Origin of the sequence: Acinetobacter sp. YH12152, assembly GCF_013418285.1 — a bacterium.
Classification (GTDB): Bacteria; Pseudomonadota; Gammaproteobacteria; order Pseudomonadales; family Moraxellaceae; genus Acinetobacter; species Acinetobacter amyesii.
Genome location: NZ_VPCH01000036.1, coordinates 1 through 18,275, shown reverse-complemented (window position 1 = coordinate 18,275; position 18,275 = coordinate 1). Strand labels below are relative to the sequence as shown.

Below are 18,275 nucleotides of genomic sequence, written 5' to 3'. Positions count from 1 at the left end.
TTTTTTATATAGTGAAATGAGTGAATGAACAAGGAGTAAGTTAATGAGCAAACTTGAAAGACTGTTAAGCCAATATGCAGCATATCATTTAGATCGAAAAAATGTGCTGACGCATTTTGTGGGTATTCCGCTTATTGTATTTTCGATTATGTGTCTAACCGCACGAGCAGGGCTAATGATTTCAGGTTTTGAACTGACCCTTGCATTGTTGTTGATTATTGCCAGTGTCATTTATTACCTGAGTTTAGATAAAATTTTCGGTTTGATTATGCTTTTGGTGTTTGCCGTCACATATCCCTTAGCCTTAATGATCGCAAAAATGAGCCTTATGTCATGGTTGATCTGGAGTGTGGGGATCTTTGTTGTGGGTTGGATCATCCAATTTATCGGTCATTATTATGAAAAGAAAAAGCCTGCGTTTATGGATGATGTTATTGGCTTGGCAATAGGGCCTTTATTTGTTCTAGCTGAGTTTGTGTTTCTACTCGGCTTTCGTAAAGAGCTTGAACAACGCATGTTGACAGAAGGAAGAAGACAGCGTGCAGAGATGGATGCAAAAGCATTACATATTGCTCACCCATAAATGAGTTGAATAAAAAAGCCGGATAATTCCGGCTTTTTTTGTGCTATGTGTTAATTCTCAACTGTTTAGGATTTCACAGCAGCTTTATGTTGTTCCGCTGCGACCTTTTGTGCAGCGATTTTTGCTTTTGCGTCAGTATTTGCAGCTTTGGCAGCATGGGCTGAAGTTTTAGCTTCTGATTTTGCTTGTGTTGCAAGATGCTGTGCTTGAGCTGCATCATGTTTTGCTAATTTTTGATTATGTTTCACTTTACTCTGAGCCAATTGGCTGGCTTGTTTTGCATCGTGTCGAGCGACTTTTGCATCATGCTGCGCAACTTGTGCTGCATGTGTAGCAGTACGTTCCTGATGTTTTGTATCTTTAGCAATGGAAACACAAGTACCACCTTTATGGTTTGCACCTGTACCACCTGTAAGTGTGGTGCCTTGTGGACATGCAAACGCAGTTGCACTAAGCATTGTAAAGATACCTGCTGTTAGAATTGTGCTGATTTTTTTCATTGCTATTGTTCTATGAAAATAGGCATTAGTGCCTATGAGTAAATTTATAGCAGAACGGTAGAGATTTAAGTCGTTGCACTGTGGTGACTCAGCAACCAAATCATGTATTCGTGTCGATATAATTTTGTTTTTAAGCAGGTTTTAAGTTTTTAAATATGCTTATTTTTTTGGCTTGAGCTTTTGCCTAAAATTAAAAAAGCCAGCAAATTGCTGGCTTCTTATAGGTGCTATCTTATACGTTAAAACGGAAGTGTAAAACATCGCCATCTTGAACGATGTATGTTTTACCTTCTAAACGCCATTTACCCGCTTCTTTAGCGCCAGCTTCACCGTTGTATTGAACGAAGTCGTTATAAGCAACGCATTCAGCACGAATAAAGCCTTTTTCGAAGTCAGTATGAATGACACCAGCAGCTTGAGGTGCAGTTGCACCAATTTTTACTGTCCAAGCACGAACTTCTTGTACACCAGCTGTGAAGTATGTTTGAAGACCAAGTAAGCCATAACCTGCACGAATAACTACGTTTAGACCAGGTTCTTCCATGCCTAAAGCTTCAAGGAATTCAGCACGATCTTCATCTTCAAGTAATGAAATTTCTGCTTCGATTTGGTTGCATAGTGGAACTACAATCGCATTTTCTTCAGCAGCTAATTTTTGCACTGCTTCTAAGTGAGGGTTATTTTCGAAACCATCTTCTGCAACGTTGGCAATATACATGGTTGGTTTAAGGGTTAAGAAACCATAACCACGTACCAATTTACGTTCATCTTCATCAAGGTCTGCTGCACGTGCAGGTTTACCTTCATCTAGTAAAGGTAAGATTTTGTCTAAAACAGCTTTGGTCGCAATCGCTTCTTTATCGCCACCTTTTGCAGATTTTGCTAGACGTGTAATTGCTTTAGAAACAGCTTCTAAGTCAGCAAGTGCAAGTTCAGTGTTGATTGTTGCGATATCGTCAAGTGGGTCAATTTTGCCATTTACGTGAATGACATTTTCGTCTTCAAAACAACGTACAACGTGTGCAATAGCATCAGTTTCACGAATGTTGGCTAAGAATTGGTTACCAAGGCCTTCACCTTTAGATGCACCAGCAACGAGACCTGCGATATCCACAAATTCCATCGTGGTTGGGACAACACGTTGTGGGTTTACAATTTCAGCAAGTTTATCCATACGTGGATCAGGTACAGGTACGATCCCAGTATTTGGCTCAATTGTACAGAATGGGAAGTTTTCAGCAGCAATCGCAGCTTTGGTTAATGCGTTGAAAAGCGTTGATTTACCAACGTTCGGCAGGCCGACAATACCACAGTTAAAACCCATGAAATAACTCACAAAGTATTATAAAAAAATTGTGGATGATTTTACATGAAAGCCATAATAAAGTCAGGTGATATGGGCAGGAGAATGTATATCTTATTGAATCGCGCAGAGATCGAGATGAATTCACGTCTGAATAAAGCTTAAGTTGCACTACGGATGCAGAATAGGTGCAAAAATGACATTGTGTTTCAATAACACAGTGACTAAAGTATCCCTATAAAATTACTGGGTTTTATAAACTGCAGTTACAACAAAAACTTGGAGCATTTATGCGAACTCTCTACCAGTTTCCACTCTCACATTTTTGTGAAAAGGCGCGCTGGTTACTCGATCATAAAGAGTTGGATTATGTGGCTCATAATTTAATGCCAGGTGTGCATCGTGCATTTGCACAGCTTAAAACAGGGCAAAACAAATTACCGATTTTACGTGATCAAGATCATTGGGTTGCAGATTCAACTCAAATCGCCTTTTACTTGGATGCGACCTACCCCGAACATAGTCTGATCCGTCCAGATGTCAAACTGCGTGAAGATGCTTTGGAAATTAATGAACTTTCCATTGAGTTAGGGCAGCATGTGCGCCGTTGGGGTTTGGCACATGCATTAAATGAAAGTGAAGAATCGCTTGATATTTTAATTGGTGAAAAGGGCTATTTACGTCAGTTTGAGAAATATTCCAAGCCCATTATAAAGGCACTGGTTTCAAAAGGTTATCAATTAGATACGGAAAAGGTTGCGGCATCTCGTGAACGATTGGATGAAATTGTGGTTGATTTAAATCAACGTCTGATCGAACAAGGTGGGCGTTATTTTGTAGGCGACCGATTAGGTTTGGCTGATATTGCAGTGTGTTCAATGTTGGCGCCGTTATTAGAGATTGTCGGGACACCGTGGGAAAAAGAGCATGGTGAAAGCTTGTCAGAAGAGTTTAAAGCTTATAAAGCCTATTTGAGCGATTTGCCTTTAGGTCAATATGTGCAACGTATATACCAAACAGAACGGAATGCACGGGTAGATTGGCGTGGTGTATAAACCCTTTATATGAAAACTTTGCGTCATATTGCTTTAAAAAAGCGCGCCCAACGGCGCGCTTTTTCATCAGACATTCAATCCTTAAATATAGCTTTGTTGTTGAATGTCTAAAATATTCAGCACTGGACTGATACTATCGGCTTGTAAAGTATTCAGCGGCATAACCGGGTAGAAGATATTGCCTATCGCATCTTTAATACTTGGGATGATGGTGGAGATATCAAAATCACCTTGAGCAGAACCTAAATTTTCCAATAGGTCATTAATATTCGGTAATTGGCCTGTGAGGTTTTCAGTCAATTGGTTGAACTGATCCGAAATAGAACCCAGATCAATTTTTTCAGGAGCAAGATTGCCAAGTAAATCGCCAAGATTTGGAATGGTCAGTTGATCGAGGAACTGAGTCGCTTCACCATTACTGTCCATCAGAGCAATGACTGGTTTCAACGAATTAATCACTTGATTTAAATCAGTTGAAAGCGTCAGTAAGGATGGATTGTTGACCACATCCAAAATGGTGCTCACGCTATTTAATACATCATAAATCGCTTTGACGGTTTGAGCCTGATCCGTATCGATGACGTCGCTTTTTGCCAGTAAATCTAGAAGCGGATTAAGTCCTTTGATCACCCCTGAAATAGTCTCAGGGATATTGCCTTGGTTGGTTGATGAAATGGCGGTCACTAGATTGGTCACACTTCCAATCACAGTTGGTAAAGCATGACTCAATTGTTCCATATCAATAGATGAGTTGTCTTTATTGATTGAAGCTAATAAAGGTAGGAGGGCAGTCGTTGCACCTTGTGCAATTTGCCCAAAGTCAATGTTTCCAGAAGATGAACTCCCAATCATCTGAATAATGGGTTGCGCATATTCTAAAACTTGGTTGAGTGTATTGATAATTTGTGTTGCATCCGTTGACCCAGTTGCACTTCCAAGCATAGCAAGCAATGGTTTGATGGCATTTACAGCACTGCTAATATTGTCGGGAAGATTACCTTGATTATTGGTGCTACTCAGTAAACTTTGCAAGCTGTTGACAATGGTAGGTAAGGATTGAACCAACTGATTCATCTCTGTTGAGCCAGCGTTGCCACCTAAATTTTGTAGGAGCGGTTGCAGTGTTGTCATCAAAGTCTTGAGTGCATCCGAATTTGAACCGTTATTGGATGTAAGACTTTGAATCGTGCTAATCACTTGCGGAAGCGATTTGGTCAGTGGGCTAAAATCAAAAGATTTTGTGCCACCTAAATTACCCAATAATCCTGTCAGCGTATCCGTGATATTGGTTGTAGGTTTAAGCGGGCTAAGTAGGTTACTGACCGTGCTGCTAATTGTACTGAGCTGTAGGGAAGGACTTAGTACAGAACTTAATTTTGAGCTGAGTGAACTCAGTGATTTAATTGCCATGATTATTCTTCCGTTTTTTTTTGTATATTTATGAACCGCCGCTATTTTTTAATGTAATTACCAAACCTAGTAAATAAGTGAAAAAAATGAAATGTGAAATAGAGCGCACATTGAAAAATAAAGTAAAAATAAAAAATTGAAAAATATACATAAAATATCTTTTCCTTTTATCTGAAATTGATTTTATTCAGATCAATGGAATGCATCGAGAAGCTTTATTGGTAGGTTGTCTAAAGATGTTATTTAGAATATAAAAACTAAACTTTGATGAAAAAACATTCATTTAAACACGATATATATGAAAATTATTATGTTCATAATGCATATGAGCTTTATTATTTTTAATAAATCATGCTATACATGAGAAAACTTGCACATAAATGCTGATTTTAAAACTTAAAATAACATTGAAAATGACAACAGGTGTTTGATGAATCTGGATCATCAGCACTGTTTTCAAAAATGGCTGGAGTAGACTGATGGAACTAGACCGTTTTGATAAACAAATTTTAGAAATTTTGACCCATGAAGATGTCAATTTAAATGAACTGTCAGAGCGGGTGAATTTATCGGTCAGTTCAGTTCATCGTCGGATCAAACAATTGATTGATCACAATATTATCAGTGGTCTAAAACGTGAAATTAATTATCAAAAATTGGGCTTTAGTTTGCATGTGCTGCTACAGGTGTCCTTAAGCAAACATGATACAGATACCTTTGCTAAATTTTTAGAAGCATTAGAAAGTATTCCAGAAGTCATTAATGCATTTTTGGTGACAGGGCAGTCTGCCGATTTTATTGTGGAAGTCGTTGCACGGGATATGGAAAACTATAGTGAAATTTTACTCAAGCGCATTGGTAAAATCGAACACGTAGTTGCATTACATTCGAGCTTTGTAATTAAACAATATAATGTTTTTAACTGTAATGGCTTATTAAATAAGGTTTAAATGCAGCCCTCATCTATAAACTCAAACAGTTGAAAGCTAGGCAATAAAAAACGCACCGAAGGGTGCGTTTTATACTTCACTCGATTGAACTATAGAGCTTCTAACTCAGCCATCACTTCATCGGTGAATTCAACGTTGGTATACACGTTTTGAACGTCGTCAAGATCTTCAAACATATCAATCATTTTGATGATTTTTTTCGCTTGTTCGATATCTGAAATTAACGCTTTAGTTGAAGGGTTCATGACCACTTCGGCGTTATCAGATTTTAAACCTGCTGCTGCTAGCGCATCCTGAACTTCACCGAAAGTTTCCGGTGTAGTGATAACTAAAATTTCTTCTTCGTCCACTTCGATGTCTTCAGCACCCGCTTCTAAAGCGATGTCCATGATTTGATCTTCTAAAGAAACATCTTCAAAAGTAATCTCACCACGTTTGGTAAACATATAAGCCACTGAACCTGCAGTACCTAAATTACCATCAGTTTTAGAGAAGCAGTGACGAACGTCAGGAACAGTACGGTTCAAGTTGTCAGTCATGGTTTCAATGATGACAGCAACACCACCAACGCCATAACCTTCGTAAGTGACTTCTTTTAGATCAGCATTTTCTTCACCGCCTACACCACGTTGGATTGCACGGTTAATGGTGTCACGTGTCATGTTTGCAACTAATGCTTTTTCAACAACAGCACGTAAACGTGGGTTAGACGCTACATCACCGCCGCCTAAACGTGCAGCTGTCACGATTTCACGGATAAATTTTGTGAATACTTTAGCGCGGCTCGCATCTTGTTTTGCTTTACGATGCTTAGTATTAGCCCACTTGGAATGACCCGCCATGCGAAATATGCTCCTTGTAGATTGGCCTTATGCCTATCAAATTGAGCAAATTCTACCATAATGGCTTTTTTGTGTGAAAGTACTGGATTTCAGGAATTGAGTAGTTGAAAAAAAAATATCCAAATTTGAGAAAATAATGCGAAATGTCTAAACGCTCGTACTGTAATTTTTCTTATGATGAGAATTGGGCTGAAAGGAGCGAGGTGATCTTGTTATAACAGGAAGATATAAATGTACAATGCATGGAGCAAGATACATTTATATCTTTAAGTACGTATATCTTAAAAAAACGTGAATGGCACTTAGTCTTTATTTTTAGGTTTTGGGATCACGATGTCTAAACCTACTTTATCTTTATAGAGCTGCTTAATTAAAGCTAAATCGTGATCGAGGTCAGTTGGGTAAATCTTACCGAAAATACCGCCTTGTTTGGTTTTTGAGTTGGCATACATTAATACAATTGGCACACCTGCAGCTTTAGCGATATACCAAAAGCCTGTGCGAATCGGTTTTCGTGCTTCACCACGTTCTGCTCGTGTCGCTTCTGGAGCAATGACTAAATTAAATTTTTCATTGGCTTCAAAATGCTCAACCATTTGAGTCACGATGTCTTTATTGGCTTTACGGTCTACAGGAATACCGCCAATCGCTTCAAGAACAGGTTTAAATGGACCTTTAAAGAGTTCTTTTTTAATCAGCGTGTGAATTTTAATGTCGTAAATTTGGCAAAGGGCCAGTGAAAGAACAGCATCCATCATTGAGGTGTGTTCAAAGCCGACGATCACTTGTTTATTTTCTAAAACATCAGGCTCTACGTGGTATTTCCAGCCTGCCAATTTAAATGCAGATTCGCCAATAAACTTTTTCAACATAGTCGGTGGTACGGTGATTTTAAAAAGGTGTAATTTCTGCTTGTTTGGATCATCAGTCAAGAGGATTTAAGTGAGCTTTGATCTGAATTATGCATATATTTCAAATCGGAATAAGAAGGGGGGATTGAAGAATTATACTTTTTAGCAATAAATCGGTTAAATTTTATATAGCAAAGCTATCATCATAGATAAAAATACTCTTAAAAATTTGCTAAATATGGCTAGGCACCGTCAGAAATTCTTATTAGACTTTTGTCGTAGGTTAAAATTTTTAACCTGTTGGTCTTAACTCGTTTTCTAACGGAGAACTCAAGCATGATTTATTTAACTGCTGTGTTATTCGCTGTTGCTATGTTTGCTTTGATTGTTATTTGGTCAATGGTTGAGTTTTATTTGGACTTAAGAAAGCCTGAACAGGTTGAGTCTTAATATTTGTGCTTTTAAAGTGTGTGAACCGTACCGGGTTTGTCGGAGACTTTTTTATTTAAGTTAGGCCACCTGACCTAACGGGTTAATCTTATCATAGTACATTGCTTCAAACTCAAAAGGCGATACATAACCCAGTGCACTGTGTACACGCTTTTTATTGAACCAATCTACCCAGTTTAGTGTCGCAAGTTGTACATCTGCTAAACCTTGCCAATCTGCTTTTAAATATTCAATCACCTCTGTTTTGTATAAGCCATTCACCGTTTCAGCCAAAGCATTATCGTATGAATCACCAGTCGTACCGACTGATGCTCGTAAATTTGCAGCTTCTAAACGATTGGTATAGCGAATAGAAAGATATTGAACACCTCTATCGGAATGATGAATCACATTCTTTGGCATGCCTCGATCGTGCAATGCTTGCTCAAGTGCATCGAGCACCATATCTGTATTCATCCGTGTAGATACTTTCCATCCAACAATTGCTCGTGAGAACACATCAATAATAAAGGCGGTATAGACCCAGCCTGAATGAGTTTGAATATACGTAAAGTCACTCACCCACAGTTGGTCAGGATGATCAGCATTAAAATTACGTTTCACTAAATCATCTGCTCTTTTTTGATCATCTCGGCTACGGGTGGTTTGTTTATTCTTACCACGCCAAACACCTTGTATAGCTAGCTTCTGCATCAATCGAGCAACTGTACAACGTGCGATAACATAACCTTCACGTTTCAATTGTTGCCAGACCTTACGCACACCATATCGACCTGAACTTTCTTTCCAAATTCGTTGAATTTGTTCAGCATGATGCTCATCATGTAGATCTCGTTTCGCTCGATGTTCTGGATTGTCAGCGAGATCTAAAGTTCGGTAATAGGTTGAAGCTGCGATCGGTAAAATCCTACAAATCGCATCAACACCATATCGATCTTTATTGTTATGGATAAAATCCACCATTATTTGTGTGGGCGGTCGAGCTCCGCCTGGGCGAAAAAAGCGGCTGCTTTACGTAGAATCTCATTGGCGCGTTGCAGTTCTTTATTTTCGCGTTCGAGTTGTTTGATACGTTCTTGGTCTGAAAGCTGCTGTACTTTAACTGGATTTTGTTTATCTAAATATTTTTGATACCAAACACGAAGTGTTTCAGGAGTACAACCAATCTTAGGCGCAATTGCTGTGATCGCAGCCCAATTCGATGGATAATCTTTTTCGGATTCAATCAATAATTGAACCGCTCTATCTCTGATTTCAGGGGTGTATTTTACTTTTTTCATCGGGACATTCTCTCAAGAAAAGTGGTCTCCGACAAACCCGGTACGGTTCACAGATTAAACCAACAAAAAATAAATAGAATGCCCAATAATATTTATGCTGAATTAGAGCAACTTGGACTTACCGCACAAAAACGTGCAATACACGTACAGTTGAGTAACGGCACGCTCAACGACCAAGTCTTCCTTCAGCGTATTGAAGGCACGCATGAATTAAATAAGGGTATTTATTTACAACTCATCTGCCTTTCGACCTCAGCGAATATACCTTTAAAGCAGTTCATTGGTGCACAAACAGCAATTGATATTGTCAACGACAAATCCGAACTCAATCGTATTTCTGGTATTGTGACAAAAGCCGATATTGGTGCAAGTGATGGATCGCTCACGATTTATCGCTTAATCGTAGAGGACCCAACAGCACTCTGGAAACACCGTCGAAACTCACGCGTGTTCATGAATAAATCTGTGGTTGACGTAGTGCAAACCATCTTCTCTGAGTGGCAACAAAAAAGTCCATTATTTGCTTCAAGTCTGACATTGGATAAAAGTGGACTCACTAAAGACTACGATATTCGTCCATTTATCATGCAGATGAATGAGCGGGATATAGACTTTGTTCAACGGCTTCTTGCATCTGAAGGTATTAATTGGCTCATTGACGAAGCACAACTCAAAGTATCTAGTTCAAGTGAACAAATACAACCCCAAAAACTCCGTTTGATTGATGATAATGCCCAGTACAAAGCTTTGGATCGACGTAATATTCGCTTCCATAGAAGCTCGGCAGTAGAACAAACTGATTCGATCACCAATTTTATTGGACGGCGTAGTATTCAACCGACTGCGGTTCACATCCAACGCTGGCAAGCTGATGCACTCGAAACCGAAGAAGGCGCAGGCTCAGTACAAAGCAAACACAGCCATAGTGAAAACCAAGACAATGTAAGCCTTGGCTTAGAACAGGCATGGCACTTTTCCCCTGCATGGATACAAGACCTCAAAGGTGAAGATGGTGCAACCAAATCAGGCAATAGTCAGATTGAAAAGTTTAATGAAAACCTGAGTAACTACTACGACTCACAAGCCAAACAATTTACTGCAACCTCAACCGTGCGTGATGCACAGGTAGGTTACTGGTTTGAATTCAATGAACACCCAGAAATTGATGAACATGATGGCGCGGATAAAGAATTCTTAATCACCGCGAAGTCCTTCTATAACCAAAATAATCTTCCCAAAGACTTAACCGATCAAGTCACAGCCTTGCTTAAACAAAGTAATTGGCAACAATTTGATATTCAAACCAATAACCAAGATGAACGTCAAGCTAACAACCTCGTATTGCAACGACGTAATATTGCCACCGTTCCTGAGTATAATCCTCTCACCCAAAGGCCAACAGTACATCCCATGCGTGCCAAAGTGGTGGGTTTAAGTGGAGAAGAAATTCATGTCGATGAATGGGGACGCATCAAAGTTCGATTCCTATTCACCCGAAATGAAGATAATACTCATGATGGTGGTGCAGGCTCAAACGACAATGACACCGATTCCGCTTGGGTCGATGTACTGACGCCATGGGCAGGTGAAGGCTATGGAGCAAGATTCCTACCGAGGGTCAATGAGATTGTCGTCATCGACTTCTTTGACGGTAATATCGACAGACCATTTGTGGTGGGACGCATCCACGAAGCACAACGTCACCCAACCAAATTCGATAACAAAGGCAAACTACCTGATACCAAAAAACTGGCAGGTATTCGTTCTAAAGAAGTCAAAGGCGAAGGTTTTGGACAACTACGCTTTGATGATACAACTGGACAGATCAGCACCCAACTGCAAAGCAGTCATGGTGCAACGCAACTAAATTTAGGTAAGCTGAGTCATCCTAAAGATAAGGCAGAAAGTGAAGACCGTGGTGAAGGTTTTGAATTGCGTACAGACCAATGGGGTGCGGTACGTGCAGGGCAAGGGTTATTAATTAGTAGTGAAAATCAATCGAATGCTTCAGATATTCAATTAAATATTAAAGGGTTATTAACTCAGATATCTGAATCATTAGATCAACTAAAAACTTTAGAAAAAAATGCAAGAACAAGCAAAGCGTTTCAAGATGAAAATTATCAAATTAGTGAGGACATAGCAAAACAAGTTGAAACGACTTTGGCAAAATTTGAGGAACCTCATATTTTAATGAGTTCCTCCAAAGATATTATTTCTGTAAGCCAACAGAATCAGACACATGTAGCTAAAGAGAATATAAAAATTATTTCAGGTAAACAGTTAGATTTAAGTTCTTCAGGGGAGCTAACAGCCCATGCTGTAAAAGGTTTAAGTATATATACACAAGAAAACGGTATTAATGCTATTGCTACGCAGGGGCAAATTAAAATTCATGCGCAAAATGATGAACTTGATGTAGCCTCATTAAAAGACTGTAAAATTATGAGTACAGAAAATGCAGTCACGATAGTAGCTAAAAAAGAGATTATGCTAACTTGTGGTGGTGGCTATATTAAAATTAAAACGGACGGTTCAATTGAAATCAATAGCCCTGGATTGATTGAAGTCAAATCTGGACAAACAAAATTTACGGGAGGAACGCGTCATAATTTCCAAATCCCAAATATTTCAAGCAAAATCTGTATCCCTTGTTTATTAGATGCAGCAAGAAAGTCATTGCCTTTTGTTCATAGGGAAATTTGATATGAACAGCACTAAATTATTTGAACAAATAGCTAAAAGTGATTCAGAAAATAATTTTTTCCTTTTGCTGGATACTGCGAAAAATTATCTTTTTATACGTCGCTGGTTAAAGAAGCTTTCGTTCAAAAAACTTAAACAAATTGGAAATTTATTTGAAGGCACTATTGATGAAACTTCACCATTGGAAGTCTCACCTTTATTGATTCCTATTCATTTTGAAACTAAAGATGAACTTAATAAGCAATTTTTAATTGAAGAAAATATAGGAATGTTTTCAGTTCTAGAAACTCCTTTATCAAAACATGAGTTAATTCAGCACTTACAGCCATTTTTACAAGCTGAACTTCCTACAGGTGAACTAGCACTATTTCGATTTTATGATCCCTTTATTATTCAAGTATTAAATCAGATGTTGAATGAACAGGAATATAGTGATTTATTGAAACCTATTACTAATTGGTGGGTTCAACAAATGGATAATACTTTTCTGAATTTAGAGAGTCATTGCTATGCCGATTAAATTTACACAGGAACAAGTAGATTCTTTTATTACAGATCGTGAAGAAATATTAGCTAGCATTGCTTGGAATGATTATAAAGAAATGTTCCCTGAACGTGCTGAAAAGATAGCATTAACTGATGCAGATGGTATTTCCTATATGACTAAGGGAGTGAAGAAAGCCAAAATATATATGGCTGGTTATGAAAATGACTCTCAATTTAATCGTTGGCTGTCAGGTTATCTAGGATTACAGTTTCATATAGGTGAAAATTTTGATGAACACCCTTTTACGCAAAAAATTCTAACTGAAAAGTTATGGCATCCTTATAAACGTGTCGATATTTTAATGAAAATATTAGCTGTGATCACAGTAGAGCCAGCACAAAAAGAATTTTATAAACAATTAGAAAAATTGGTATAAGTCATGGGTATAGTAGCAACGGCTCCATCAATAACGACAGCAGAAATTGGCTCTAAAGTTACAGAAATCGCTTCTAAAATGGGCGATGGAATGAAAGTCGGTGGGGCAGGATTATTACGTGTTGCGGGTGTTGCTGTTACAGCAATTTTTTCAACTCAAAGTTTAGGCGTCGATTCTGATAAAATTCCAGGTGTTTTGGGTCAACCAGATGTTGGATTAGATCAAGATAAAGTTGGCATATTTATGGGTTCTAAAACTAAAGCTGAACCAAAGGTAAAGGAGAAAGCAGATACATGTACTGATACAGTAGGCGGAACTCCAAGTAATAAAAAATGTAAGGATGAAAGCCATCGTGGTAATATTCAAGCACAGGAAGAAACAGGAATGCTTGTAGTAACACCAGCAATATCTCGCTGGGATTTACCAACCCCACCTGGGTTTGTATTTGCAACTGCAGCAGCTAATGCTGTTCGATTAGCTTTGTTTGCTCAAGGCGAGAATGGGATTGACCTAAATCCAGAGCTTGGTTTGGTTAAAGGTGATAGAGGAAAAGATTTTCAAAAAGGTGCTGATAAAGCACATGCAAATATCTTAAAAATTTTAGAACAAAATAAAACAACAGGAATTTATAGTAAATATGAAATAAGTTGTTATTTTAATGGAACTAAAGCTTTTGGTGCAAATAAAGCTTTAAAAAAGGCTGCCTCTCGCAGAATTGATTTAACAGTTCATAAAGGTCAACTTATGGGACCTGGTACACTCTAATGAATATATTAAAGTCAAGAATTGAATTATTGCAACAGCACCCACTTTACCCATTTTTGTCTTGGAACAATGATATTAATCAGTATGTATTAGCGAATTATTTTTGGATAAATGTTCTAAAGGAAATTAGTCATTTTAAGGATTGGACTTATTACGATTCTTATATAAATTTTGATACAGATCATGAAGTCTCAAACCCTGCCATAAAATTATACAATTATTACGAAAAAAAAATTCTAACTATTTTTCATATGGGGAATTATGAAGAAGAATTTGATTACCCATATTTTTTGGTTGGAGCTGGAAATACAGCTCTTGAGACTGAAAATGGTGAAGATAATTTTATAGAGTTATCATTAATGGTTGATTTGCGTCATTCAAAATCATTAGATTCGGCAATAGGATTTATCTCAAAATTTTTGGACGATAAAATACAATTGGAACAATTAGACCAAATAATTAATGAATTTGAATTAAAATATGAAAATGATTTTAGTAGATTGAATTCAATATAATAAAGTTGGATTGAAAAATTTAAATATGATGCACAAGGTAATTTACTCAGCTATACTGATTGTTCAGGCAAAGAAACAAAATGGCAATACGATGAACGTGGGCGTGTTAAATCCGTAGAAAATGCGCTAAAACAAAAAGTCGAATATTTCTATACAGAATTTAGTGCTGAGAAGCGTGAGTCAATCATCAAAGGCTTACCTTTAAATGCCTTTGGTCAGCTTGAAAAAATCAAACATGCTGATGGGACTGAAGAACATTTTGTCCATGATGCTGAAGGACGGTTACTTGCTCACGTTGATGCTAAGCAACAGCAGACACGCTATGAATACGATGCAGCAGGTTTAATAACCAAACGCATCGATGCATTAAACCATACGTTAAAATATCAATGGGATCGTTTAGGACGTCTAAAACGATTGACGAATGAAAATGGCGCAAGTTACGAATTTGTTTACGATGCTGGCGGTCGTTTAATTAAGGAAATCGATTTCGATGGCAAAGAAACAATTTATCATTATGATGAGTTAAATGGTCGGCTCACCACAAGTATCGAGGTTGCGTCAGCTTATGGACAAGATTTAAAAGACCGTGCAGCACCGAAAGACCGAATTCAACAATTCATCTTTGACAGTATGGGACGTTTGGAACAACGTACCGCAGGCTATGGGCACTGTGGCTTAGAACTAGAAGAGAAACAGACTGAAGAATTTGCTTACGATTACATGGGACGTATTCTGCATGCCAAGAATGCAGAAAGTAACCTACAATGGTTCTACGATGCTGCGGGTAATGTGATCAAAGAACACCAACAGGATTATAAGAGCAACACAACAGCGGTATGGAAACACAGCTACGATGAAATCAATGACCGAATCAAAACCATCCGCCCTGACGGACAAAATATTGATTGGCTCACCTACGGTACAGGTCACGTACAAAGCCTGATTGTCAATGGACAAGATTTAGTCAGCTTTGAACGAGATGACCTACACCGTGAAGTTGTACGACACTACGCGAATGGAATCAGCCAAGAACAACAATTTGATCTTGCGGGACGCTTACACAGCCAAATCATGCTCAATGAACATGACAATGGCTACCAAAGCCAGTACAGAGAAAAAAACAAAAGACAGAACAATGCACTGCAACAGACCCGTCAATTGGTACAACGGCTGTATCAATACGACAAAACGGGTGAACTGACAGCCATCAAAGATACCCGTCGTGGCAACATTGCCTACAAATACGATCCTGTAGGACGTTTACTTGAAGCAAGCAGTAAACTGGGTAAAGAGACCTTTAACTTTGACCCTGCTAGTAACATCATAGATCGTTACAATGATGACAAAGCTCAAAGCCACCAACAACAAGCAGAAGAAAAAGGCTTTGGCTACAACCGTCTAGTCAATAACGTGGTGAAAGAATATCTCGACCAACAATACCAATATGATGCATACGGGCAACTCATTCGACAAAAATCTACGCAAGGTGATTTAAACCTTGAGTGGGATGTGTATGGGCGAATGATCAAAAGCCGAAACAGCCAATATACTGCAGAGTATCGTTATGATGCATTAGGTCGCCGTATTCAAAAACGTAGTAAGCACCATCATACGGGGGATGAACATAACATCATCTACGGATGGGATGGTGACACACTGGCTTATGAGTCAACGGAACACGCCACCAAACATTACATTTACGAAAAAGACAGTTTTGTACCTATGCTACAAGCGGTCTATCAAAGCCCAATAGAGTTACACCAAACGCCTGATTGGTCAGACAAGCCGTATAACGTGCATCGTGATCCATTGTGGAGAACTACGAAGCAAAGTAAAGGCTTTGATGATGTATGGTTCTACCATTGTGACCATTTAGGTACACCACAAGAAATGACTGACCATACAGGTTCGATCATTTGGAAAGCTGAGTATAAGGCTTGGGGTGAATGTAAGGCTGAAAAGGCTAAATCGAATTTCTTTGAAAATTCAGAAATTATTTCAAACAACATTCGTTTTCAAGGTCAGTATTTCGATCAGGAAACAGGATTGCATTACAACCGTTATCGGTATTATTCGCCTTATGTGGGAAGGTTTGTAAGTAAAGATCCGATTGGATTGTCTGGTGGGATGAATATTTATGCATATTCAATAAATCCAATTACTTGGGTTGATGCACTTGGATTAGCACCTAAAAAGCCAAAACCACAGCAGAGTTCGGAACCTACTGGTGTTGTCTGCAGTTTGACGAATACTTTAAAATCTTCTGCACAAGGCTTAACTTTAATAAAGCCAGGTACAAAACAATGGATGCAAGCGGTTCAATCTATGAAAAATGGTGGTAATACAAATTTCTTAGTGAGTGATATTGATGATGCAAAAAAACTACTTTCTGATGCCCGTGGAAACATGAACAAGATGCCTAGATATACTGAAGTTGGATATACTAAAGGGTATGAAGTTCACCCTTCAGAAGCGACGACTAATAACGCACCGCATAACAATTTAGATCATTTAAAATGGAAAGATTTTAGTAAAAAAGCTAAGAGTGCAAACAATTGTGGAAAGGGGCATATTTTCTTTGATAGTAAAGGTGCAGTACCTCCATTAAGAAAAGGTGAATAAAATGAATAAAGAAGAATTATATAATCTATCTAAAGAGCGATTGTATATAATCTATCAAGATTTAAAATCATCTAATGTTGATAAAGATATTTTACATTCTATTCAATTTTTTGACGTTATACCTAGCGAATCAATTTGGGAGAATTATATTTCTAAAAATGAAAATAAAGTAATTCATTTTAATAATGACTTGAAAATAAGTGAAAAGTATAGAAACTATACTGATATTGAAAAAGCATTGGATGATTTAAAGTGGTTTACTGATAATAATAAACTGTTTTTTTTATTTTATAATAAGAAAAATACTATTTTATTTGATTTTAATTTTTTTGATTTAATTATTAAAAAATCAAATTTTTTAGATAATGAGGATTATTTATTATATTGTTTTGATACGAAAAAAATTATTACAGGAGGATGGCAAGGTTTTGCAATTTGGGAAAGACCCATTAATTAATTATAATACTTTTACTTCGGTTTACTGATTGGTCAGAAAACCATATAGCGTACATCGTGCCCCATTATGGAAAACTGCGAAACAAAGCAAAGGCTTTGATGATGTATGGTTCTACCATTGTGACCATTTAGGTACACCACAAGAAATGACTGACCATACAGGTTCGATCATTTGGAAAGCTGAGTATAAGGCTTGGGGTGAATGTAAGGCTGAAAAGGCTAAATCGAATTTCTTTGAAAATTCAGAAATTATTTCAAACAACATTCGTTTTCAAGGTCAGTATTTCGATTTAGAAACAGGACTTCACTACAACCGTTATCGCTATTACTCGCCTTATGTGGGGAGATATGTAAGTAAAGATCCGATTGGGTTGTTAGGTGGGTTTAATACTTTTGTTTATGTATCAGATCCTAATGGATGGGTTGATCCTTACGGTCTTTATGGTACGAGAGGAAAACAAAATCGCATGCCAGGCGATAAGCACATGCCAACAAAACAAGGATATCAGCGCCAACATATTATCCCTTATTCTTTGAAAGACCATGAAATTTTTGCTAAATCAGGAATGAATATTAATGGATCGTCTAACCTTATGTACATGCCTGTATGTGAAGGAATTGATAAAAATGAAAAGCTTGGTTTACATCGAGGTTGGACTTCAGAGCATGCAGAATATAATAGAAAAGTTGAAAGAAAACTGGATGCAATTCAAGCAAGATCCCGTGGGCAAAATTGGGATTATAGAAAATATCAAAGTGAAGTGTTAAATTTACAAAGAGAATTGAGAGCAGGGACGAAAAATGGTATTTATACTTGCGCATTACCTTTGAAAAAGAAATAGGACTAAAATTATGAATTTTTACACAATTTATCCATCCGAACATGTAAATCGAGATTTTTCTTTTTACTTAAAAGGAAATCAAGATAAAGTTGTTGACTATTTTAAGTTTAATGATAGTAGCACAGGATTTCTAAAGAATCCTAGAATCAATATGACATATGATAATGACTTTGAAGGTAATTTAGATGAAATACTAAATGCTGACTTTTATTATTCTGC

General features: G+C 37.6%; 15 protein-coding genes, 3 pseudogenes and 1 other annotated feature. Of the genes and pseudogenes, 12 read left to right on the top strand and 6 right to left on the bottom strand.

Annotated elements, in window-relative coordinates; all coding sequences use genetic code 11:
- The first annotated feature begins 43 nt into the window (after positions 1 to 43).
- Positions 44 to 583: a DUF962 domain-containing protein gene (locus FTU83_RS11785; RefSeq protein ID WP_180106665.1), complete on the top strand. Its 540-nt coding sequence runs from the start codon at positions 44 to 46 to the stop codon at positions 581 to 583.
- Between the two features lie 65 nt (positions 584 to 648).
- On the opposite strand, the gene FTU83_RS11780 is transcribed toward FTU83_RS11785, so the two are convergent.
- Both FTU83_RS11780 and ychF read right to left on the bottom strand, forming a co-directional pair.
- Positions 649 to 1,041, bottom strand: a complete 393-nt coding sequence (locus FTU83_RS11780; protein WP_373685369.1) for a hypothetical protein — start codon at positions 1,039 to 1,041, stop codon at positions 649 to 651.
- Between the two features lie 274 nt (positions 1,042 to 1,315).
- On the bottom strand, positions 1,316 to 2,407 hold the full coding sequence (gene ychF / locus FTU83_RS11775; protein ID WP_078189045.1) for a redox-regulated ATPase YchF: 1,092 nt from the start codon (positions 2,405 to 2,407) through the stop codon (positions 1,316 to 1,318).
- Positions 2,408 to 2,676: 269 nt separating this feature from the next.
- Between ychF and FTU83_RS11770 the strand changes: the two genes are divergently transcribed.
- Positions 2,677 to 3,441 carry a glutathione S-transferase family protein gene (locus tag FTU83_RS11770; RefSeq protein WP_180106667.1) on the top strand — a complete coding sequence of 255 codons (765 nt, stop codon included), beginning with the start codon at positions 2,677 to 2,679 and terminating at the stop codon, positions 3,439 to 3,441.
- A gap of 81 nt (positions 3,442 to 3,522) precedes the next feature.
- Here FTU83_RS11770 and FTU83_RS11765 read toward each other — a convergent pair whose 3' ends face one another.
- Positions 3,523 to 4,851: a hypothetical protein gene (locus FTU83_RS11765; RefSeq protein WP_180106669.1), complete on the bottom strand. Its 1,329-nt coding sequence runs from the start codon at positions 4,849 to 4,851 to the stop codon at positions 3,523 to 3,525.
- Between the two features lie 479 nt (positions 4,852 to 5,330).
- Here FTU83_RS11765 and FTU83_RS11760 point away from each other — a divergent pair, with 479 nt between their 5' ends.
- Complete coding sequence (locus FTU83_RS11760) at positions 5,331 to 5,801, top strand: Lrp/AsnC family transcriptional regulator (protein ID WP_111885999.1); 471 nt, start codon at positions 5,331 to 5,333, stop codon at positions 5,799 to 5,801.
- 89 nt (positions 5,802 to 5,890) lie between these two features.
- On the opposite strand, the gene FTU83_RS11755 is transcribed toward FTU83_RS11760, so the two are convergent.
- The 3 genes from FTU83_RS11755 to FTU83_RS11745 all read right to left on the bottom strand — a co-directional run bounded on the left by FTU83_RS11755 (position 5,891) and on the right by FTU83_RS11745 (position 9,224).
- Complete coding sequence (locus tag FTU83_RS11755; RefSeq protein ID WP_078189042.1) at positions 5,891 to 6,643, bottom strand: YebC/PmpR family DNA-binding transcriptional regulator; 753 nt, start codon at positions 6,641 to 6,643, stop codon at positions 5,891 to 5,893.
- A 302-nt stretch (positions 6,644 to 6,945) separates the two neighbouring features.
- Positions 6,946 to 7,515 carry a 1-acyl-sn-glycerol-3-phosphate acyltransferase gene (locus FTU83_RS11750; RefSeq protein ID WP_180106671.1) on the bottom strand — a complete coding sequence of 190 codons (570 nt, stop codon included), beginning with the start codon at positions 7,513 to 7,515 and terminating at the stop codon, positions 6,946 to 6,948.
- 489 nt (positions 7,516 to 8,004) lie between these two features.
- Positions 8,005 to 9,224, bottom strand: a protein-coding gene (locus FTU83_RS11745) for an IS3 family transposase (protein WP_180106673.1) whose coding sequence is annotated in 2 segments (ribosomal slippage) — positions 8,005 to 8,948 and positions 8,948 to 9,224 — 1,221 coding nt in all. Because the reading frame shifts where the segments join, the coding sequence is not laid out codon by codon here.
- Positions 8,833 to 8,949 (bottom strand) — a sequence feature (AL1L pseudoknot). It overlaps the preceding gene by 117 nt.
- Positions 9,225 to 9,302: 78 nt before the next feature.
- On the opposite strand from FTU83_RS11745, the gene FTU83_RS11740 reads away from it, so the two are divergent.
- The 9 genes and pseudogenes from FTU83_RS11740 to FTU83_RS17320 all read left to right on the top strand — a co-directional run.
- Entirely contained in the window at positions 9,303 to 11,930 is a 2,628-nt protein-coding gene (locus FTU83_RS11740; RefSeq protein WP_180092372.1) for a type VI secretion system Vgr family protein, read from the top strand.
- 1 nt (position 11,931) lies between these two features.
- Complete coding sequence (locus tag FTU83_RS11735; RefSeq protein WP_180092375.1) at positions 11,932 to 12,450, top strand: DUF4123 domain-containing protein; 519 nt, start codon at positions 11,932 to 11,934, stop codon at positions 12,448 to 12,450.
- Entirely contained in the window at positions 12,440 to 12,853 is a 414-nt protein-coding gene (locus tag FTU83_RS11730; protein ID WP_180092379.1) for a hypothetical protein, read from the top strand. The genes FTU83_RS11735 and FTU83_RS11730 overlap by 11 nt, the downstream gene beginning before the upstream one ends.
- A 3-nt stretch (positions 12,854 to 12,856) precedes the next feature.
- Positions 12,857 to 13,618: a hypothetical protein gene (locus FTU83_RS11725; protein ID WP_180092382.1), complete on the top strand. Its 762-nt coding sequence runs from the start codon at positions 12,857 to 12,859 to the stop codon at positions 13,616 to 13,618.
- Positions 13,618 to 14,133, top strand: coding sequence for a hypothetical protein (locus FTU83_RS11720; protein WP_180092384.1), 516 nt, complete (start codon positions 13,618 to 13,620; stop codon positions 14,131 to 14,133). Before FTU83_RS11725 ends, FTU83_RS11720 begins: the two co-directional genes overlap by 1 nt.
- Before the next feature lie 12 nt (positions 14,134 to 14,145).
- A pseudogene (locus FTU83_RS11715) lies at positions 14,146 to 16,758 on the top strand (RHS repeat-associated core domain-containing protein); the annotation flags it as partial.
- A gap of 1 nt (position 16,759) precedes the next feature.
- Entirely contained in the window at positions 16,760 to 17,215 is a 456-nt protein-coding gene (locus tag FTU83_RS11710) for a hypothetical protein (protein ID WP_180092387.1), read from the top strand.
- Positions 17,216 to 17,252: 37 nt separating this feature from the next.
- Positions 17,253 to 18,056 (top strand): annotated as a pseudogene (locus FTU83_RS17470) (RHS repeat-associated core domain-containing protein); the annotation flags it as partial.
- Positions 18,057 to 18,066: 10 nt separating this feature from the next.
- Positions 18,067 to 18,275 (top strand): annotated as a pseudogene (locus FTU83_RS17320) (hypothetical protein); the annotation flags it as partial.